Origin of the sequence: Nocardia sp. NPDC004604 (genome assembly GCF_040609795.1) — a bacterium.
GTDB lineage: Bacteria > Actinomycetota > Actinomycetes > Mycobacteriales > Mycobacteriaceae > Nocardia.
The window spans coordinates 1-18,887 of sequence record NZ_JBEXLC010000170.1 but is presented as its reverse complement, the minus strand read 5'-3'; the positions used below and the strand labels follow the sequence as shown (position 1 = coordinate 18,887).

The window sequence follows — 18,887 nt, the reverse complement described above, 5'->3', positions numbered from 1 at the left end:
CCCTTCGGTTCTCGTTCGATCGGTCGGCTGACCCTTTCGAGCGACCTGCAAGCAGTCGCTACGGCTGACCCTTTCGAGCGACCTGCAAGCAGTCGCTACGGCTGACCCTTTCGAGCGACCTGCAAGCAGTCGCTACGGCTGGCCCTTTCGAGCGACCTGTAAGCAGTCGCTACGGCCGGAATCCATGGTCGTTCTCGCAGGTAGGGTCGGGAAGACCGAACGTTGAGGTGTGGTTGCTTACCTCGAGGTTCGAATTCAGCTCAGAAGGAGTGCGGTGGATATGGGCAGTGACGCGGATCACGATGTGTGCGGCATGTCGATTGCGATCGATGTCGTCGGCGGCAAATGGAAGCTGCATCTGATGTGGGTGCTCGGCGCCGGCCCGCAGCGCTTCGGTCGGATTCGCAAGCTGCTCACCGGCGTCAGTGAAAAGGTCCTCGCCGAAAACCTGCGCCATCTCGAAGCCAGCGGTGTGGTCCGCCGCGAGGTCTTCCCCGAAGTCCCCCCGCGCGTCGAATACTCGCTCACCCCACTCGGCGAAGAACTCGCGGTCGCCCTGCGCCCGCTCGAGACCTGGGGCGACACACACCGCGACAAACTCCTCAGCAACCTGCTCGCCGCCGCGGGCTAGTGCCCCATCCACCTAGCTCCTGCCATATCCAGCCCTGGGCCGGGGTCCGTCGAACGTAGTCGTATGGTGGTCGCCCCGGCCTGTGCGACCGCCATACGACTGCGCTCGGCGAGCAGTTGGGGTGGGTAGGGCAGGTATCGATCTGGAGGGGGACTGGCAGTCGGCCTTGATTCGGGTTGCGCGCCGGTCAATTTCCAATGTTGTCGACAGCTATCCGTTCGCCGACGCGGACGAGCAACTGTGCCGCATCGGCGATGCAGCGGACGGGATCCGACTCCAGATCGGCCAGGGCGTAGCAGGCGGTGAAACCCGCCGCTCGGATCTCATCACGCGTCAACTGCGCTCGGCCGACGGCGGCCACCACCGCGACACCCGCCTTGCGCGCCGCCTCGCAGACGCCGATCGGGGCCTTGCCGTGCAGACTCTGCGCATCGAGGGCACCCTCCCCGGTGACCACGAGGGCAGCGCCATCGAGAAGTGCTGGGAAATCGAGGAGTTCGAGAACCACCTCGATGCCACTGCGCACCTGCGCGCCGAGCACCGCCAGCGCGCCGAAGCCGGTACCGCCCGCCGCGCCCGCGCCGGGGACATCCGCGAATTCCGGTGCGACGACGGCCGCCCAGTTCGTCAGTGCCGCCTCGAGGATGGGCAGATCCGGCGGCGTCGCCCCCTTCTGGGGCGCGTATACCGCGACCGCGCCGGTCGGGCCGAGCAGTGGGTTGTCGACATCGCAGGCCAAGGTGAAATTCGCAGCCGAAATGCCCGGATGCAATCGGGTGCGATCCACTCCCGCGGCATGCACCAAAGCGGCTCCGCCCATGGGCAATTCATTGCCGTCGTCGTCCAGGATGCGCGCACCGAGGGCCTGCAGCATGCCCGCGCCGCCGTCGGTGGAGGCGCTGCCGCCCAGGCCGAGCACGATATCGGTGGCGCCGCGGTCCAATGCGTGTGCAATGACGACACCGAGTCCATAGGTGTGCGCGCCGAGCGGATCGGGTTGTCCCCCTGGCAGTTTCGTCAGTCCGACCGCCGCGGCCAATTCGACTACCGCCGTGGTCCCCTGCACCGCATAGGCCGCGGTGTCGGCTGCTCCCGTTGGCCCCGGCGCATCGACCTCGATCCGCTCCCAGCCCGCCGCCACGAATGCGTCGACGGTTCCGTCGCCGCCGTCCGCGACCGGCACCTGCCGGATCTCCGCGTCCGGGCACGCGCGCGCGATGCCAGCCGCCAGCGCCGCCGCCACCTCGGGCGCGGTCAGCGAGCCCTTGAACTTATCCGGGGCGATCACCACCCGAAGCATTGACGTCATCGCCACATTGTCCGGGGTGGCTCCGAAGGACGCACGTCGGGCAGTGCACGGGCCATCGCCGACCTGCTGTTCCACGACAGCAGCCCCCGGTCGAATGTGCTTCCGTCCCCCGCGTTGCGCGTTCAGGCACGATCTGTGGATGTAGCCCTGTGCGATCCAGTCGGTGCGGCACGCGCCGAGATCGGCGCTGCCGCCAGGTCACCCTTGGTCGTGGTCGCGCGCAGGGCTATCGGTCGGCGTCGACTTCCGCTTCCGCTTGGCGCGGCGGAGTTCGTCGAACTGTTCGCTCAGGATGGAGTCCGGATCCAGGTGCGAGTTCAGCGGAAACGGGCGGGAGGCAGGTACCCGCCGACGACGAATCGGTGGCGGCGTCCACGTCACCAATGGCGCCCCGCCGACGGGGTGATATCCACCCGCCTAGTGCAGCGGCGCTTGATCCGCGTGGTCGATGGTGACCTGGCCGGTGCGCAGGTAGGTCAGCACGGCCTCGTCGACGACGGTGTTGCCGCGGCCGAAGGCACCGTGGTCACCGCCCTCGACGGTGATCAGCGAGCCGCCGATAGCACGCGCCATGGCCGGGCCGCCCTCGTAGGTGGTCAGCGCATCGTGGCGGCTCTGCAGCAGCAGCGGGCGGGTGCGCAGGTCCTTGCCGTTGATCGGCACCGGTTTGGTCACCGGTTTCCAGCTACCGCAGGCGGTTCCGGAGCGGACCAGATCGGCGCGGGCGTCCATGGCATTGCCGCCCGAGGCGATGGTTGCGAAGGCCGAGCCGATCAGCTCGAGCCGGCCGCGCACCGCGTTCTCATTGCAGGTTATGGCGGAGAAGACGAAGCGGCCGGTGGGATCGGTGCTGGTGGCACCCTCGATGGCGAGCAGCTGGCGGACGTTCTTCGGATCGATATTGGCATCGGCCATCGCCCTGGCGAAGGTCGGCCAGAACGTGCGGGTGTAGGTGGCGACCGCGGTCGCACCGACCAGCGGCACCTGCGCGGACGCACCGCCGGTGAGCATGAGGCGCACCAGATTCTGCACCTTGCCCGCCTGCTCCACGCTGCCGTTGAAGCCGTCGCGGGCGATCTCGGCGAGCGGTTCGGGCAGCGCTCCCGGCAGATCGGCGACACTGGCCGGCGGCGGGGTCAGATTGGCGTACCAGCCGCCGCCCTGGTCCGCGACCAGCCGCACCCAATTCTGGTAGACCTGCAATGCCGTATCCCCGAGCCGGTATTCGCCGTCGTGCTCGGCGATCCAGGCGAACAGATCATCGAGCCGCTGCTTGCCAGCGACCTGCTGCTGGGCGAACTCCTCGGTCCACACCCAATCGGGATCGACATTGGAGTCCAGCACCATACGATCCACCCGGTTCGGGAACAGCGATGCGTACACCGCGCCGAGATAGGTGCCATAGGAGGTGCCGAGATAGCTGATCCGGTCGACGCCGAGCGCGGCGCGCACCTGGTCCAGATCGCGCGCGGTGCTCTCGGTGGTGATGGTGTCGAGGTAGCCGGGCAGTGCGGCATCGCAGGCCTTCTTGATATCGTCGCGGTTGCCGCCGCCGAGTGAAACCTGTTCACCGTCAGCCGATTTCGAGGTCTCGACGGCCTGGGTAACACAGCGCAGCGGCGTGGCCCAGCGCAGTCCACGCGGCTGCACCGCGACCCGGTCGTAGTGCTCGTTGAGTTCGGCGGGCAGCGAGTCGATCCGGCGCGCCCAGTAGTCCAGCGCGTCCGCGCCGGGTCCACCCGGATTGGCGACGATGACGCCACGGCGCTGCGCGGTGGCGGCGATCCGGCTGACGGTGAGTTCGATACGCGCGCCGTCGGGTTCGGCGTAATTCATCGGAACGGATATCACCGCGCATTGCACGCCGCGTCCCTCGGTCACCGATGAGTCCGGGCAGGCGCCGAAGGCGGCACCGGGTGTGGCCGCGGCCTGGGCCGTGATGATCGATCCGCCGATCAGGCCGGTGGCTGCCACCGCGACCAGTACCCGGGAAATACCCGGCACCTGCGAACTGCCTAACACCCTCATCATGTTTCGTACCTCCGCCCGGCCTGCCCCTCACTCCCGGTGGAGGCGTTCGGCGCGACCAAGAGCATTCTTGCCAGCCCGGCACCGGTAGACAAGTCGAGCACCGGATCGGAGCTGATTAGTGTTGCGGTACACCGTCACCCACCCACACCGAGTAGCGTCGAGCCATGTCGACTGAGGTCCGTAACAACGCCATGCTGGAACGCTTCGAGATCTATGTCGACGGTGCGATCGCCGGATACACCGAATACCAGGACACGGCCTCCGAACGCGCCTTCGTCCACACCGAGATCTATCCGCAGCACGAAGGCCAGGGCTATGGCCGGGTGCTGGTGCAGGCGGCACTGAACGCCTCGCGGCGGGAGGGTTTCGGCATCCTGCCGATGTGCCCGATGGTCTATCACTTCATCGAGTCGCGACCGGAGTACATCGCACTGGTCCCGCAGTGGGCGCGCGAAAAGCTGGGCCTGCCCCAGTAGGCAGGGGTTCAGTACGCGGCGACGGCCCCGTCGAGCGCCTGCTGCAGATCGGTGCGGACCAGCCGGGCGATCTCCGCGGGCTTGGCGGGCAGCTCGGTGACCGGAACCCCGAAGTAGACGCTGGCCGCCTTGGCCTCTTCCTTGGTGACCGGCACCGTCGGATCCGCTCGGGGTCCGTAATTCAAAGCCATGCTGACGAGCACGGGCCGCGCACCCAACTTCATCGCACGGAACGCGATATGACCGATCCCGCTGCCCACCGGCTGTACCTCGGTGTGATCGATCTCATTGCAGGTGCCCTCCGGAAAGACCGCGATCCCATCGCCATCGGCCATGCGCTCGGCACAGATATCCATCATTCGCTGACCGGCCGCGTTCACCGCCCGCAGACCGTGGTCCTTGCCGCGGAACACCGGGATCCCACCCATCATGTCGATCCTGCGGCGCTGCTTGTCATCGAGGAACAGCTCGTCCTTGGCCAGTACCCGCACCCGCCCGATCACCGGGCGCAATTCGCTGTGCCAGGCCGCCGCGGCGACGGTGTAGGGATCGGATTCGGAGAGGTGGTTGATCGCGAGGAGCAGCGGCCTGCGCTGGCCGATCACCTCGTGCAGTAGCTTGCGCGCGCCCTCGGCGTAGGCGACGCGTGGATGGTATCGACGTCCGAGAATGGCATAGGCGCCCCACGCCTTCAGCCGGTTCTGCTGGTGTTCGCGATAGAAGTCGTACACAGTGTCCGCATTGTCGAGGAGAACCTCGGGCCGTTCCATGGCCACACAGTAACGGAATCCGCCATGCCGCTTGACCGACGAACGGCCCGCGACGGTGCGATGATGTCGGGGTGGCACGCGGAGATGACCCGGACGATCGGAAGACTCGCGGCGGACACGGTGATCGTCGGCGACGCGATTCCCGGCACGGCGAGCAGGTGGTGCGCGCCGGCACCCTGCTGGTGTCGGCGACCGACCTGGTCGAGCCGACATTTCGGCGTACCGTCGTCTACATCATCGAACACAACGAGGCGGGCAGTCTCGGTGTGGTGCTCAACCGTCCGAGCGATACCGCGGTGCACGATGTACTGCCACGCTGGACCGAGGCGGCAGCCGCGCCGCGCACGCTGTTCATCGGCGGCCCGGTCAAACGGGACGCGGCCCTATGCCTCGGCACCGTTCGGGTCGGCGCCTCGATCGACGGTGTCTCCGGCCTGCGCCGGATCGACGGCCGCGTGGTGCTCATCGACCTCGACGCGGACCCGGAACAGATCACCCCGCTGATCGAGGGGCTGCGCATATTCGCCGGCTACGCGGGCTGGACCTTCGGCCAGCTCGAAGGCGAACTGCAGAACAACGATTGGATCGTGCTCTCCGCCCTGCCCTCGGATCCGATCAGCACCGGCCGCCCGGACCTGTGGGCCCACGTCCTGCGCCGCCAGCCGCTCCCCCTGTCACTGCTCGCGACACACCCGATTGAACTAGAACGCAACTAGGCACGTGGTCTGCATGGAGGAGGCAATACCGACATGCGACACGACACTTGATCGGGCGAACACATGGATAACTCGTCGGGGACGTCCAACAGCCGATCACCCCAACAGCCGCCAGCCGACTACACAGCCAACCGAACACCCCAAAACCGGCAAAAGGCGCGAGGCAGCGGAGGAGCACGTGACAAATGCCCGAAGAACAAGCCGAGCTCATGCGGGCGCTCTATCAGGAACATGCCGCGGCGCTGTGGCGCTACACCCTCGGTTTGGTTCGCGACCCGGGTCGGGCCGAGGACATCGTGCAGGAGACCTTGTTGCGGGCCTGGCAGCGCCCGAATGTGCTCGATCAATCGACCACGTCGGCGCGTGCGTGGTTGTTCACCGTCGCGCGGAATCTCGCCGTGGATGAGCATCGCAGCGCGCGCAGCCGCCGCGAGTTCCGCACCGACAACCCGCCCGAGCGGGCCGCACCGGATCAGGCCGATCGGGCCCTGGACGGCTGGCTGGTCGCGGACGCGTTGGGACGGCTCAGCGCCGATCATCGAGAGGTGATCGTGCGTGCCTACTATCGAGGTCTTTCCACGCACCAGATCGCCGAGGAACTCGATATCCCGGCGGGCACGGTGAAATCCCGGTTGCACTACGGCATGCGGGCGCTACGGCTGGCACTACAGGAAATGGGGGTGACGAACCGATGACGGATATCGCCGACGACTACTCGACGTGGGACGCACCCTATGTACTCGGCTCCCTGACCCGACTCGAGCGGCAGGAGTACGAGGAGCATCTGGCTGGCTGCCCGGTCTGCCAGGCCGCGGTATCCGATCTCGCCGGACTACCCGGTCTGCTCGCCCTGGTCGAACCCGAGACCGCGCTCGCGATGATCGAGCCGCTGGAGGCCCCTGCGGCCGAGGCCGAGCCGCCCGCGCAGCTGCTGCCCCGGCTCGCCGCGGTGGCCGAAAGGCGCAGACGGCGCAGCCGCTGGGTTACCGTCGGCGCCGCGCTTGCGGCGGCCGCCGCGGCGGTGGCCATCGCGATTCCGGTGGTCACCTCGATGACCGCGACGCAAACGACGACCACCGAACAGGTTGTGGCCGAACGCAGTATGCAATCGATAAAGCCGAATCCGGTGACGGCCAGCTTCAAAGTCCTTCGCGCCGATAGCAAGGCGCGGATCGTGATGACCTGCAGCTATGGGCCGAGCGATCAGCGCTACAGCTGGAATCTCGACCTGTACGTCATCGGCACCGACGGCAGTCAGAGCAAACTCGATCAGTGGCCCGCCGGGCCGGGGACCGAGCTGACGATCGACCGGACCATCGATAAGGCACCGGACCAGATCCAGGCGGTGGAGATCCGGTTGGCGTCGACGGGCGAAACGCTGCTCTCCGGCACGGTCTGACGCGATTCGATCCCCTCGCCGACCTCGGCGAGGGGATCGAACGTATTCGGACGCAATGCGATTCAGCGCTGTCCCGACTTGCGGAAGACCGAGGTCGACCAGAAGTATCCGACCAGCCCGAGGCCGATGCACCAGGCGATGGAGATGATGCCGCTATTGCCGATCTCCGTGCCCATGAGCAGGCCGCGGATGGTTTCGGTGATCGGGGTGAACGGCTGGTACTCGGCGAACTGACGCAGGCCGACCGGCATGGTGTCGGTACCGACCAGGCCGCTGCCGAGGAATGGCAGCATGATCAGCGGGAAGGGCATATTGCTCGCGCTCTCCGGAGTCGACGCGACCAGACCCATCCCGACCGCGAGCCAGGTGAGCGCGAGTACGAGCATGGCGAGCAGTCCGAATGCGGCGATCCACTCGATCACATTCGCCGACGGCCGGAAGCCGACGAGCAGTGCGACACCGACCATCGCGGCGATGCCGAGCAGGGCCTGGATCAATGCGCCCACCACATGTCCGGCGAGGAACGAGGGCTGCGAAATCGCCATCGTGCGAAAGCGATTCACAATGCCCTTGGTGGTATCGGTGCAGACCGAGACCGCCACACCCGCGGTCATATAGGCCGGGATCAACAGCAGCATGCCCGGCGCCAGGTAGTCGATGTAGTTACCGCCGGACGACTTCTCCAATGCGCCACCGAAAACGAAGTTGAAGATGAGCAGCAGCAGGATCGGCATGACGATGATGCTGATGGTCATGCTCGGGTACCGCTTCGCATGCAGCAAATTGCGCCGCAACATCGTCTTCGAGTCGGCAAGTGCGTAGGCCGTCGTGCTCATCGCACGGTCTCCTTTTCCGCGGTGGGATGTCCGGTGAGGGTGAGGAATACGTCGTCGAGGGTGGGGGTGTGCACCGAAAGTCCGGCGACCTCGATCTGCTCGTAGTCGAGCCGGTCGAGTACCGCGCGCAGCGATTTGACGCCGCCGTCACTCGGGACCGCGAGGGTGAACTCCGCCTCGCCCGCGTCATCGACAACGCGCGCCTCCGGCCCCAATGCCGTCGCCGCGGCGCTGAGTCCGATCTGGTCGGCGAACTCGAGTCGGATATGCCCGCCGGGTACCCGCCGCTTCAATTCGGCGGCCGTCCCCTCGGCGACGATCCGGCCGTGATCGAGTACGGCGATCCGGTCGGCCAGCTGATCGGCCTCCTCCAGGTATTGGGTGGTGAGGAAGACGGTCACGCTGTAGTCGTCGACGAGTGTGCGGATCATCTCCCAAATGGCCCGCCTACTGCGCGGATCCAGGCCGGTGGTCGGCTCGTCGAGGAAGATAATGCGCGGATCGCCGACCAGCGTCATGGCCAGATCCAGCCGCCGGACCATACCGCCGGAATAGGTGGCCGCGGTCTTATCGCCCGCCTCCACCAGATCGAAGCGCTCGAGCAGTTCGGCGGCAAGGCGCTTGCTCTCCCGGCGCGGCAGATGGTGCAGATCGCCCATGAGAACCAGGTTTTCGCGACCGGTCAGCAATTCGTCGACCGCGGAGAACTGACCGGTGACACCGATCGCGCTGCGCACGGCATCGGGTTCGGTGCTCAGATCATGGCCGTCGACCCGGACCTCGCCCGCATCGGGGCGCAGCAGGGTGGTGAGGATCTGCACGGTGGTGGTCTTGCCCGCACCGTTCGGACCGAGCAGCGAATAGATCGTGCCCGCCGGGACGGTGATGTCGATGCCATCGAGCACCACCTGCTCACCGAACGATTTACGCAGACCCAGCGCTGAAATGGCCGGGGCGCGATGACCGTTGGTCATGGTCGTCCTTTCATAGAAAATTTCATTAAATAATGCGAATGACAGCATGGGTTATCCACACCGCGCCCGGAGTCCGGTGCGGCGATTCGTGGTGGTATTCGGTTGTCCGGCCGAATGATTCGGCTAGATGTCGAGCTCCTCGACCGGCGGGCGGTCGGCGATCCCGGCCACCCGCTCATAGAGCTTGTCCGGAATCTTCCCCTTCAATTCGCCCAGCGAATCGACGACCTCGAAGATGAAGTCGCCCCAGTCCTGATCGCCGACGCCGAGCATGCGACGCCAGTTCGTCAGATCCTTGATCCAATTGGAATTCTGCGGGTATTCGTCCCAGTTCGAATACTGGGCGTGCATGACGAATTTGCCCTTCCGACTGCGATATACCCGGACGTGTTCGATGCGCTCTTCGTTCACGTCACGGTATTCGCCGAGCAGGGCGCCGGAGAAGCGGACCTGACGCACACCGTTGTGGCCGACCCGCAGTACTACCTCGTCGTAGCCCTCCAGCCTGCCCTCCTCCAGCTCGATGAACCGCCGCAGCGCGGTGGTCACCGCTCCCGAGAGATTGCCGCCGACCAACTCCTGCGCGCGCTGGAACAGGGGCAGATCGTCATCGGCAACATAGATCGTCTTGTTGGGCATGCCATCACTATACGTAGATGTATACGTACACACAAGCGTCGCCCACATCGGGATTTTTCGAGGTACATCTTGCGCGAGCCATTGAACCGCTCCGCAGTCCGACTCGTAGTTCACGTGTACGCGATGTGCGATCGCGCCTGAGCGAGAGGAGTGCCGATGCCGAGCAGGGTCGTGGATTATCTGGTTCGAGCGGTTTCGACCCTTGGCGTGCGACATATCTTCGGTGTCGACGGCGCGAACATCGAGGATCTCTACGACGCGCTCTTCGACACGCCCTACGACGTCACCGGAATCGTTGCCAAGCACGAGTTTTCGGCCGCGACCATGGCCGACGGCTATGCCCGCTCGACCGGCGGGCTCGGCGTCGTCGCCGCCACCTCCGGCGGCGGTGCGATGAATCTCGTTGCCGGACTTGCCGAATCGTACGCATCGCGGGTGCCGGTGCTGGCGCTGGTCGGGCAGCCGCCGACCGCATCGGCAGGGCGCGGCGCGTTCCAGGACACCAGCGGGCTCGCTGGCACCATCGACGCGGCCCGGATGTTCGCCGAGATCACCCAGTTCTGCGCCCGCGTGGAGACCGCCGCCGACCTTCCCGACATGGTGGCCAGGGCGGTCGACGGCGCCCGGCGCGGCGGGCCCGCCGTACTGCTGCTGCCCAAGGACGTGCAGCAGAGCGATATCGGCGATATCCCGCCGTTCCGGTTGACAGCACCGCGGTACCGGCGCGATGAGGGCGGACTGGCCCGGGTGCGCGCGGCGCTGATCGCGGCCCGCAAGGTCGGCAAGATCGTGATCATCGCCGGCGACCAGGTGGCCCGCGACGACGCCCGTGCCGAACTCGCCTGGCTGGCAGGGGCATTGGATGCCGCGGTCGGCGTTGCACCGGATGCGAAGGACACCTATGACAATGCCGATCCCGCGTACTGCGGTGTCGCCGGGAGCATGGGGCATGCCGAGCTTTCGGCGGCGCTGCGCTCCGCGGCCCTGTGCCTGATCGTCGGGACCCCGATGCCGGTCACCGCGCGTACCGGATTGGACGAGCTGCTGGCCGAGGGCACCGTCGCGCATATCGGAGTCACCGCGCCGTACGTGACCGCGATCCACGCCACCAGCACCGATCTCGCGCTCGATCTGGCCGCGCTCGCCGATGAATTCAGCGACGACATGAGGATGTCGCGCCATGAGCGCCCGCATACCCCGTTGACACCGCTGTGCGTGCCCGAGGCAACCGGTCCCGGTGTGCGCTATCGCGAGTTGGTCGAGACCATCGAAGCGCTACTGCCCGAGGGCACCGACGTATTCGCCGATGCGGGCAATACCGGTGCTGCGGTGGTGCACCACCTGCGGGTGCCGCGCGGCGGCCGATTCGTGGTCGCGCTCGGGATGGGCGGGATGGGCTACGCCTTCGGCGCCGCAATAGGTTCGACATTCGCGCGCCATCGCGGACCCTCCGGGACCAGGCGCACCGTTGTCGTGGCCGGTGACGGCTCGTTCTACATGCACGGCATGGAATTGCACACCGCGATCGAACACGATCTGCCGGTCACGTTCATCGTGCTCAACAACAACGCGCACGCCATGTGTGTCACCCGTGAACAGCTCTATTACCAGGATCGCTACAGCTTCAACCGATTTCGGCCCACGCACCTGGGCGCGGGCATCGACGCGATGTTCCCTGAACTTCCCGGGTACTCCGTACGTACCACCGAAGACCTGGCCATCGCATTGGGGCGATGTGTCGAAACCGAAGGGCCGTCGTTCATTTCCATCGACGTCGACCCCGACGAAGTTCCACCGTTCATCCCCTTCCTCGCCACATTGGAGAAGATGCAGTGACGACCAGCGCCCTGCCCGCCCTCAGCGATATCCCTGACGCCGTCATCCCCGGAGTACTGCGGATCGAGAACTCCGATAAGGACGCCACCACCCCGATCATCATGGACATGTTGCGGTCGGTGTACCCGCACGACCAGGTCTTCGGCGAATACTGTCCGGTGCAGGCGTATATCGCCGCACCGCCGCAGGATGTGTTCGAGTACCTCGCCGATACCCGCTGCCTGGAGGAATGGACCTACAGCCTGCGCGGATTCGTCGAAACCGAGGAACCCGGACTGTGGCTGGCCTGGGACCGGCTCGGCCCGGAGACCAAGATCTTCACCCGCACCGTCGCGCACCGCGACGCCATGACCGTCGACTACCACTGTGCCTGGGACCAGAGCAAGCACCTGTGGATGATCTACCTGCTGCGGGTGATCGACGCCCAGGTGGTGTTCAACAAGCCGGGATCGGTGGTGCTGTGGGTCAACTGCCGTCACCCGTTCTACGAGGAAAACCCCTATCCCGAAACGGCTCCCGAAAAGCGGCCGGTGTGGGTGGGCGACTTCTGGGACATGTTCTCCGCCGGGCACCAGCTCGAGATGGACAACCTCAAGGCGATCTGCGAATACCGTGCCGCACACGGCCTTCCGATCAAGCCCGACTGGATGAAGTGAGGCCACATCATGATCTCGAACTATGACGGACCCGCTGCCCCCGAGGCCACTGGACTGCCGGCGGTCAGCCTGGTCGATGTGGCGAGCTATCTGCCGGGCGCACCGGTCGGCACCGAATACTTCACGCAGTACAGCCGATCCGATCGGATGGCCAAGAACGTCATGTTCCGCTCGCCCAAGGCGCGCCACCACGTGGTCGAGGACGAGACCGCGGTGGATATGGTCGAGCGCGCCGTCGCGCCGCTGATCGAACGCCACGGCGCAAAAGCGATCACCGATATCGATGTGCTGATCACCCACACCCAGCTGCCGGACAATCCGGTCATGGGCTGCGGTCCAGAAGTCGCCCGACGACTCGGTATGAAGCCCCGATTCGTCTACGACATACACAATGGCGGCTGCGCGGCGTTCGTGCACATGATGGCGATGGCCAGGATGATTCTGCAGACCACCGACGCGCGCACCGCGCTCATCGCGGCAGCGCAGAACTGCGCGGGCCCGGTCTTCACCCAGACCGAGATCCGCAAACTCGCCCAGGCCCCGGTACCCGGCGACGGATGCGGGGTCGGACTGCTGGTCAAGGACGATTCCGCACCGATCCTCGATATCGAATGCCGCACCTATCCCGAATTCGCCGGGGATATGGAGTTCTCGACCAACGGCGAGCGCAAGTACTGGCAGCCGGGCGAGGGGCAGGGCTGCGTCAGCTTCACCGAATCCAAGATCACCAAGGTGTTCGCGCGCGGCAATCGCCTGGTGCCGGAGGTGGCATTGGCGGTGTGCGAGCGGATCGGGGTCAAGGGCCGCGATATCGACACCTTCGTCACCAATCAGCCGAACCGGCTGTTCCTGCGCAACTGGCACGATGCGCTGGAACTGCCCCCTGAGCGCCATCCCGATACCTTCGACCAGTGTGGAAACCTTTTCGCTGCGGGCATTCCCGTCACGCTCGATACCGAGAACCGGGCGGGCCGGCTGCGCAATGGATCGGTTGTGCTGCTTTCGGCCTTCGCACATGCCGGTGACTTCGCCGGAGCCGCGGCGGTGCGCTGGGGTGCCGCCGGATGAGTATGCGGCTGGCCGATGAGTCGCGGCCCTCGCAGCAGCGCCGGAGTCAGAGTCAGCGGCCGCAGCTGCGGTTCGATCTGAGCCTGAGCGAAAACCCGTTTCCGCCACTGCCTTCGGTGCTGCACGCGGTGAACGGCGTACTGGCCCATGCCAACCGCTATCCGGAATTCCTGCCGCGACGGCTGCCCAGACTCATCGCGGGGCATATCGGCGTGCATTCGGATCAGGTGGTCGTCGGGTCCGGCGCGACCGGGGTGGCCATGCAGATCATTCAGGCATTGACCACGCGCGGGGCCGGAATGGTCTACGGGGCACCGACCTTCGACGGCTATCCGATCATGGCGGAGATGGCCGATCTGGAGGTCGTCCCGGTGCCCCTGGATGCCGCGGGCAATCAGGATCTCTGGGCGATGGCAAGGGCCATTGACAAGCGGACGGGTTTGGTGGTGGTCTGCCGTCCGCACAATCCGACGGGCACGGTGATTCCGGCCAGTGAGTTGAAGGCGTTCCTGTGCTCGGTGCCGCGCCGGGTGCCGGTCATCCTGGATGAGGCCTATGCCGAATTCCTTGATCTCACGGATCAGGTCGACACCGTGGCACTGTTGGATCGGCATCCGAATCTGCTGGTGCTGCGCACCTTTTCGAAGGCGTACGGGCTGGCCGGACTGCGCATCGGCTACACCTTCGGCGGACCCGATTTGATCGGGCGGGTGCGCAGGCTGCAACTGCCGTTTGGGGTGAGTTCGGCGGCGGTGGCCGCGGTCGCCGCGTCCTACGCCGCCGAACCCGAACTCGCCGCGCGCATCCTGCGCATCACCACCCAGCGCGAGGTCCTGCGCAGCGCACTGCGGCGCATGCATATCGAGGTCCCCCGCAGCAACGCCAATTTCCTGTACCTGCCCGGGCCGGGCGTGGCAACGGCGCTACGCCGGGCGGGCATCGCGGCCAAGGCATATCCCGACGGCAGCGCCCGCATCGCCGTCGGAGATCCAGCAGCGGACAACGCCGTCCTAGCGGCACTGGGCTCCTTGCGCTAGCGGATCGAGATCAGGTGGAAACCGGCGGGTTCGTCGCTTCCACCTGATCCCGGTGGTTCCATGGACTGGTGAGTTGGCGGGATCGAAAACTTCGACCGAACGCGGCCCCGGCATACCGAACCGCAAGCCGCGTACTGTTCCGCTTCCCCCTGGGCCGCCACACCATCATCGCCCGCCAGACCGTTATCGCCCCCGGCGGCACCAGCGGCTGGCACTACCACGACGGCACCCTCCTGGTCCTCGTCACCCGAGGCACCCTCGACCACCCCGGCCCCGACTGCACCCCCGTCACCTACCGCCGAGGCCGAATCTTCCGCGAACCCAGCGGCCCCACCCACCCCCACGCAGCCCGCAACCTCGGCCCCATCCCGGTAACCCTGTTCGCCCTCTACCTGAACCCGATCAACACCCCCCTCTCCCACCACATCCCCCCACCCAACTGCGCCGCGCCTCTAACGTGGTATCTGACAGGTATCATTCAGGTCATGGCGATGACCTTGCGACTCGATGACGACGACGACCGCATGCTGACCGAGGCGGCCGCGCGCACCGGCCGCTCCAAGCAAGAGATCGCGAAGGAAGCGATCCATCTGCATCTCACCGCGAACCAGGAAGTGTTCGAGGCGATGCTGGCGCGCAGCATGGAACGGCACGCCGAATTGCTGGAACGGCTGGCGTGATCCGATATCTGACGGTCCACGAACTCCTCCTGATCGCGCGGGCCGTAAATCGCGGCGCCGACGCAGTTCGGGATTACGGATTGCTCGCGTCCGCCGCCGCGCGTCCGTCCACCACAGTGTTCGGTGTCGATCCGTATCCTGATCTATTCGAAAAGGCCGCTGCATTGCTGCATTCGCTTGCCCGCAATCACGCCCTGATCGACGGCAATAAACGCACTGCGTTCCTTGCGGCGGCCCTCATGCTCGAACGCAATGGCGTTGTGCTGAGCGCGCTCCCCGACGACCAGGAACCGGTCATGAACGCCATCGCGATCGGAGATATGGACGTGCCCGAGATCGCCGTGCACCTCCGGAAATGGAGCGAATAGCAGCGCTCAACTAGTCGGCGCGCAGGCGTCACGCAATGAGCACGCACCACAGGAAGAGCCGCAGCCGCCGATCTCCTGGGCCGGGACCAGGGCCTCGACCGCGCGGGCGGCGGCAGTGGCACCGGCGCCCAGGGTGAACAGGGCGATGGCAGCGGTGAGTGCCGCTACGATGATCGCGGGGAAGCCGCCTGCGGCGAGGGCGACGAGTCCGCCCGCGAACAGCAGTGCGCCCGCGGCCACGGAGGTGGGGGCGGCGACGCGGTTGGCGATGCGGAAGGTGTCATCGTCGTGCAGTGCCGCTTCGGTATGCACTCCGATGAAGCGATTGCGGGGCAGACGGCCGGTCAGTCCGAGCACGCCGGTTGCGATGGCCACGAAGGCCAGCACGAACAGGGTGAGAGCGACGACGAACACCCAAGAAGGCTAGCGCACCGCGCCGACGGGTCGAGCCCGGCCCGATTTTCGGTCCCCGAGCCCGGACGTTCTACCCTGATAGACACATTTATGACGGGATCGGCGAGAACAAGAAGGCAGGACCGTGGCGGACACTCGTGCAACCGAAAGCGATGTACCGGAGCACAGGTACAACGCTGGCCTTGCCGGCCGTATCGAGCGCCGGTGGCAGCGGACCTGGGATGAGCGCGGAACCTTCCATGCGCCGAACCCGGTAGGCCCGCTCGCGGGCACCACTCCGGCGGACAAACTGTTCGTCCAGGACATGTTCCCGTACCCCTCCGGCGCGGGTCTGCATGTCGGACATCCGCTCGGCTATATCGCCACCGACGTCTTCGCCCGCTATCACCGGATGCACGGACGCAATGTGCTGCACGCGCTCGGCTACGACGCGTTCGGCCTGCCCGCCGAGCAGTACGCGGTGCAGACCGGCGCGCATCCGCGCGAGACCACCGAGGCGAATATCGCCACCATGCAACGCCAGCTGGATCGGCTGGGTCTGGGCCATGACAGTCGGCGCTCGTTCGCGACCACCGATCCGGAGTACTACAAGTGGACGCAGTGGATCTTCCTGCGCATCTACAACGCCTGGTACGACGAGGAGCTGGACCGCGCCCGCCCGATCGCCGAACTGGAGGCGCAGTTCGCCTCCGGCGCCCGGCCGACCCCCAACGGTCGGGCCTGGAACGATCTGCCCGCCGCCCAGCGCGCGGCGGTGCTCGACTCGTATCGCCTGGTGTACCAGACCGATTCGGTGGTCAACTGGTGCCCCGGCCTCGGCACGGTGCTGTCCAATGAGGAGGTCACCGCCGACGGCCGCAGTGAGCGCGGCAACTTCCCGGTGTTCCGCAGGCGGCTGTGGCAGTGGATGATGCGCATCACCGCCTACTCCGACCGGCTGGTCGATGATCTCGATCGACTGGACTGGCCGGAGAACGTCAAGGCCATGCAGCGCAACTGGATCGGCCGATCCCGTGGCGCACAGGTCAAGTTCACCGCCGACGGTCAGCACATCGAGGTCTTCACCACTCGGCCCGACACCCTGTTCGGTTCCACCTATGTGGTGCTGGCGCCCGAACACGAGCTGGTCGACCGGCTGACCGCCGCGGAATGGCCCGCTGGTGTCGATCCGCGCTGGACCTTCGATGACGCCGGAACTCCCGCGGAAGCCGTTGCGGCATACCGCAAGGCGATCGCGGCCAAATCGGATCTGGAACGTCAGGAGAACAAGGAGAAGTCCGGCGTCTTCCTGGGGGCCTATGCGACCAACCCGGTGAACGGCGCCCAGGTGCCGGTCTTCATCGCCGACTATGTGCTGTCCGGATACGGCACCGGCGCGATCATGGCGGTGCCCGGACACGATCAGCGCGACTGGGAATTCGCCTCGGTATTCGGTCTGCCGATCGTGGAAGTCATTTCCGGTGGCGACATTGCGACCGCGGCCTATACCGGCGACGGCACACTGGTGAACTCCGACTACCTCAACGGCCGGTCCGTCGAGGAGGCCAAGGCGACGGTGATCGCCCGGCTGGAGGCCGACGGCCACGGCAAGGGCACCGTCCAGTACAAGCTGCGCGACTGGCTGTTCGCCCGCCAGCGCTACTGGGGCGAGCCGTTCCCGATCGTCTACGACGAGGACGGCGCACCGCACGCGCTGCCGGAGTCCATGCTGCCGGTCGAACTTCCGGAGCTGGACGACTTCGCGCCGGTGACCTTCGATCCCGAGGACGCCGACTCCGAGCCGTCGCCGCCGCTGGCCAAGGCGACCGACTGGGTGCATGTCGAACTGGATCTGGGTGACGGACCCAAGCAGTACCGGCGCGACACCAATGTCATGCCGAACTGGGCGGGCAGCTCCTGGTATCAGCTGCGCTACGCCGACCCGACCAATCCGGACGCGTTCTGCGCCAAGGAAAACGAGCAGTACTGGCTCGGCCCGCGCACCGGGGAGCACGGCCCGCACGATCCGGGCGGTGTCGACCTGTACGTCGGCGGTGTCGAGCACGCGGTGCTGCATCTGCTCTACGCGCGGTTCTGGCAGAAGGTGCTGTTCGATCTCGGCGATGTGAGCGGTTACGAGCCGTACCGGCGCCTGTTCAACCAGGGCTACATCCAGGCGCACGCCTACAAGGACGCACGTGGCGCGTATCTACCCGCCGCCGAGATCATCGAACGCGACGGCAAGCACTACTTCCCGGATCCGACCACCGGCATCGAGATCGAGGCGTTCCAGGAGTACGGCAAGATCGGAAAGTCGTTGAAGAACGCCATCTCGCCGGACGAGATGTGCGATATGTACGGCGCCGACACCTTCCGCCTCTACGAGATGTCGATGGGGCCGCTGGACACCTCACGGCCGTGGGCGACCAAGGATGTCGTCGGTGCGCACCGGTTCCTGCAGCGGGTCTGGCGACTGGTGGTGGACGAGGAGTCCGGCGCGACGCGGGTCACCGACGAGAAGCCGTCGGAGCAGACACTGCGCCTGCTGCACAAGACGATCGCCGGTGTGGACGACGATTACGCCGCGCTGCGCGATAACACCGCGGGCGCCAAGTTGATCGAGCTGACCAACCATCTGACCAAGAGCTATCCCACGGGTGCGCCGCGCACGGTAGTGGAGCCGGTGGTGCTGATGCTGGCCCCGATGGCGCCGCATATCGCCGAGGAACTGTGGGAACGGCTGGGGCACGAACAATCCCTCGCGCACGGTCCCTTCCCGGTGGCGGATCCGGCGCTGCTGGTCGAGGAGTCGGTGGAGTACCCGATCCAGGTGAACGGCAAGGTGCGCAGCCGAATTCAGGTGCCCGCCGACGCCGATAACGCGACCATCGAGGCGGCGGCGCTGGCCGATGAGAAGATCGCGGCCGCGCTCGGTGGCAGCGCGCCGCGCAAGCTGATCGTGGTACCGGGACGGTTGATCAATATCGTCGCCTGAGTCACGCTTTCGCCCGGGCAAAAAGTAAAAGTATTATTGGCACAAAGTTTATTTGGAGATCCAGATGTTTTAT

General features: G+C 66.1%; 19 protein-coding genes. 12 read left to right on the top strand and 7 right to left on the bottom strand.

From position 1 onward, the window contains the following. The first annotated feature begins 280 nt into the window (after positions 1 to 280). Complete coding sequence (locus tag ABZW16_RS37555) at positions 281 to 631, top strand: helix-turn-helix domain-containing protein (RefSeq protein WP_354960892.1); 351 nt, start codon at positions 281 to 283, stop codon at positions 629 to 631. A gap of 187 nt (positions 632 to 818) precedes the next feature. Here ABZW16_RS37555 and ABZW16_RS37550 read toward each other — a convergent pair whose 3' ends face one another. Together ABZW16_RS37550 and ABZW16_RS37545 are read right to left on the bottom strand one after the other, a co-directional pair. Next, positions 819 to 1,931, bottom strand: a complete 1,113-nt coding sequence (locus tag ABZW16_RS37550) for a glycerate kinase (protein WP_354960894.1) — start codon at positions 1,929 to 1,931, stop codon at positions 819 to 821. A 426-nt stretch (positions 1,932 to 2,357) separates the two neighbouring features. Continuing rightward, positions 2,358 to 3,971 carry an alpha/beta hydrolase gene (locus ABZW16_RS37545; protein ID WP_354960891.1) on the bottom strand — a complete coding sequence of 538 codons (1,614 nt, stop codon included), beginning with the start codon at positions 3,969 to 3,971 and terminating at the stop codon, positions 2,358 to 2,360. 164 nt (positions 3,972 to 4,135) lie between these two features. Here ABZW16_RS37545 and ABZW16_RS37540 point away from each other — a divergent pair, with 164 nt between their 5' ends. After that, positions 4,136 to 4,447: a GNAT family N-acetyltransferase gene (locus tag ABZW16_RS37540; RefSeq protein ID WP_354960890.1), complete on the top strand. Its 312-nt coding sequence runs from the start codon at positions 4,136 to 4,138 to the stop codon at positions 4,445 to 4,447. Positions 4,448 to 4,455: 8 nt separating this feature from the next. Here ABZW16_RS37540 and ABZW16_RS37535 read toward each other — a convergent pair whose 3' ends face one another. Beyond that, entirely contained in the window at positions 4,456 to 5,217 is a 762-nt protein-coding gene (locus ABZW16_RS37535) for a lysophospholipid acyltransferase family protein (protein ID WP_354960889.1), read from the bottom strand. A gap of 71 nt (positions 5,218 to 5,288) precedes the next feature. Between ABZW16_RS37535 and ABZW16_RS37530 the strand changes: the two genes are divergently transcribed. The 3 genes from ABZW16_RS37530 to ABZW16_RS37520 all read left to right on the top strand — a co-directional run bounded on the left by ABZW16_RS37530 (position 5,289) and on the right by ABZW16_RS37520 (position 7,332). Next, on the top strand, positions 5,289 to 5,933 hold the full coding sequence (locus ABZW16_RS37530) for a YqgE/AlgH family protein (RefSeq protein ID WP_354960888.1): 645 nt from the start codon (positions 5,289 to 5,291) through the stop codon (positions 5,931 to 5,933). A gap of 185 nt (positions 5,934 to 6,118) precedes the next feature. Next, positions 6,119 to 6,628 (top strand): sigma-70 family RNA polymerase sigma factor, encoded by a 510-nt coding sequence (locus ABZW16_RS37525; RefSeq protein ID WP_354960887.1) that lies wholly within the window; start codon positions 6,119 to 6,121, stop codon positions 6,626 to 6,628. Continuing rightward, positions 6,625 to 7,332, top strand: a complete 708-nt coding sequence (locus tag ABZW16_RS37520; protein ID WP_354960886.1) for a zf-HC2 domain-containing protein — start codon at positions 6,625 to 6,627, stop codon at positions 7,330 to 7,332. Before ABZW16_RS37525 ends, ABZW16_RS37520 begins: the two co-directional genes overlap by 4 nt. Before the next feature lie 62 nt (positions 7,333 to 7,394). On the opposite strand, the gene ABZW16_RS37515 is transcribed toward ABZW16_RS37520, so the two are convergent. From ABZW16_RS37515 to ABZW16_RS37505, 3 genes are all read right to left on the bottom strand, one after another. Further along, the gene (locus ABZW16_RS37515; protein WP_354960885.1) at positions 7,395 to 8,168 is read right to left on the bottom strand and encodes an ABC transporter permease; all 774 of its coding nucleotides are present in this window, start codon (positions 8,166 to 8,168) and stop codon (positions 7,395 to 7,397) included. Next, positions 8,165 to 9,142, bottom strand: coding sequence for an ATP-binding cassette domain-containing protein (locus ABZW16_RS37510; protein WP_354960884.1), 978 nt, complete (start codon positions 9,140 to 9,142; stop codon positions 8,165 to 8,167). Before ABZW16_RS37510 ends, ABZW16_RS37515 begins: the two co-directional genes overlap by 4 nt. A 123-nt stretch (positions 9,143 to 9,265) precedes the next feature. Further along, on the bottom strand, positions 9,266 to 9,781 hold the full coding sequence (locus ABZW16_RS37505) for an EXLDI protein (protein ID WP_354960883.1): 516 nt from the start codon (positions 9,779 to 9,781) through the stop codon (positions 9,266 to 9,268). Between the two features lie 156 nt (positions 9,782 to 9,937). Here ABZW16_RS37505 and ABZW16_RS37500 point away from each other — a divergent pair, with 156 nt between their 5' ends. The 6 genes from ABZW16_RS37500 to ABZW16_RS37475 all read left to right on the top strand — a co-directional run bounded on the left by ABZW16_RS37500 (position 9,938) and on the right by ABZW16_RS37475 (position 15,426). Continuing rightward, positions 9,938 to 11,617: a thiamine pyrophosphate-binding protein gene (locus ABZW16_RS37500; RefSeq protein ID WP_354960882.1), complete on the top strand. Its 1,680-nt coding sequence runs from the start codon at positions 9,938 to 9,940 to the stop codon at positions 11,615 to 11,617. Then, entirely contained in the window at positions 11,614 to 12,273 is a 660-nt protein-coding gene (locus tag ABZW16_RS37495; protein WP_354960881.1) for an SRPBCC family protein, read from the top strand. The genes ABZW16_RS37500 and ABZW16_RS37495 overlap by 4 nt, the downstream gene beginning before the upstream one ends. Positions 12,274 to 12,282: 9 nt before the next feature. Beyond that, positions 12,283 to 13,341: a 3-oxoacyl-[acyl-carrier-protein] synthase III C-terminal domain-containing protein gene (locus tag ABZW16_RS37490; RefSeq protein ID WP_354960880.1), complete on the top strand. Its 1,059-nt coding sequence runs from the start codon at positions 12,283 to 12,285 to the stop codon at positions 13,339 to 13,341. Beyond that, a complete protein-coding gene (locus ABZW16_RS37485) occupies positions 13,338 to 14,378 on the top strand; it encodes an aminotransferase class I/II-fold pyridoxal phosphate-dependent enzyme (RefSeq protein WP_354960879.1) in 1,041 nt (346 codons plus the stop codon). Before ABZW16_RS37490 ends, ABZW16_RS37485 begins: the two co-directional genes overlap by 4 nt. 68 nt (positions 14,379 to 14,446) lie before the next feature. After that, a complete protein-coding gene (locus tag ABZW16_RS37480) occupies positions 14,447 to 15,058 on the top strand; it encodes a cupin domain-containing protein (RefSeq protein WP_354960878.1) in 612 nt (203 codons plus the stop codon). An 8-nt stretch (positions 15,059 to 15,066) separates the two neighbouring features. After that, a complete protein-coding gene (locus ABZW16_RS37475; RefSeq protein WP_354960893.1) occupies positions 15,067 to 15,426 on the top strand; it encodes a type II toxin-antitoxin system death-on-curing family toxin in 360 nt (119 codons plus the stop codon). 6 nt (positions 15,427 to 15,432) lie between these two features. On the opposite strand, the gene ABZW16_RS37470 is transcribed toward ABZW16_RS37475, so the two are convergent. Further along, positions 15,433 to 15,840, bottom strand: a complete 408-nt coding sequence (locus ABZW16_RS37470; protein WP_354960877.1) for an SdpI family protein — start codon at positions 15,838 to 15,840, stop codon at positions 15,433 to 15,435. Positions 15,841 to 15,964: 124 nt separating this feature from the next. Between ABZW16_RS37470 and leuS the strand changes: the two genes are divergently transcribed. Further along, the gene (leuS, locus tag ABZW16_RS37465) at positions 15,965 to 18,814 is read left to right on the top strand and encodes a leucine--tRNA ligase (RefSeq protein WP_354960876.1); all 2,850 of its coding nucleotides are present in this window, start codon (positions 15,965 to 15,967) and stop codon (positions 18,812 to 18,814) included. The last annotated feature ends 73 nt before the right edge of the window (positions 18,815 to 18,887 follow it).

Bases quoted from the DNA above. Each gene is read 5' to 3' on its own strand.
- ABZW16_RS37545 (WP_354960891.1), bottom strand. From the start codon at position 3,971: ATGATGAGGGTGTTAGGCAGTTCGCAGGTGCCGGGTATTTCCCGGGTA.
- ABZW16_RS37500 (WP_354960882.1), top strand. From the start codon at position 9,938: ATGCCGAGCAGGGTCGTGGATTATCTGGTTCGAGCGGTTTCGACCCTT.
- ABZW16_RS37555 (WP_354960892.1), top strand. From the start codon at position 281: ATGGGCAGTGACGCGGATCACGATGTGTGCGGCATGTCGATTGCGATC.
- ABZW16_RS37525 (WP_354960887.1), top strand. From the start codon at position 6,119: ATGCCCGAAGAACAAGCCGAGCTCATGCGGGCGCTCTATCAGGAACAT.
- ABZW16_RS37540 (WP_354960890.1), top strand. From the start codon at position 4,136: ATGTCGACTGAGGTCCGTAACAACGCCATGCTGGAACGCTTCGAGATC.
- ABZW16_RS37520 (WP_354960886.1), top strand. From the start codon at position 6,625: ATGACGGATATCGCCGACGACTACTCGACGTGGGACGCACCCTATGTA.
- ABZW16_RS37510 (WP_354960884.1), bottom strand. From the start codon at position 9,142: ATGACCAACGGTCATCGCGCCCCGGCCATTTCAGCGCTGGGTCTGCGT.
- ABZW16_RS37490 (WP_354960880.1), top strand. From the start codon at position 12,283: ATGATCTCGAACTATGACGGACCCGCTGCCCCCGAGGCCACTGGACTG.
- ABZW16_RS37505 (WP_354960883.1), bottom strand. From the start codon at position 9,781: ATGCCCAACAAGACGATCTATGTTGCCGATGACGATCTGCCCCTGTTC.
- ABZW16_RS37485 (WP_354960879.1), top strand. From the start codon at position 13,338: ATGAGTATGCGGCTGGCCGATGAGTCGCGGCCCTCGCAGCAGCGCCGG.
- ABZW16_RS37515 (WP_354960885.1), bottom strand. From the start codon at position 8,168: ATGAGCACGACGGCCTACGCACTTGCCGACTCGAAGACGATGTTGCGG.
- ABZW16_RS37550 (WP_354960894.1), bottom strand. From the start codon at position 1,931: ATGCTTCGGGTGGTGATCGCCCCGGATAAGTTCAAGGGCTCGCTGACC.
- ABZW16_RS37535 (WP_354960889.1), bottom strand. From the start codon at position 5,217: ATGGAACGGCCCGAGGTTCTCCTCGACAATGCGGACACTGTGTACGAC.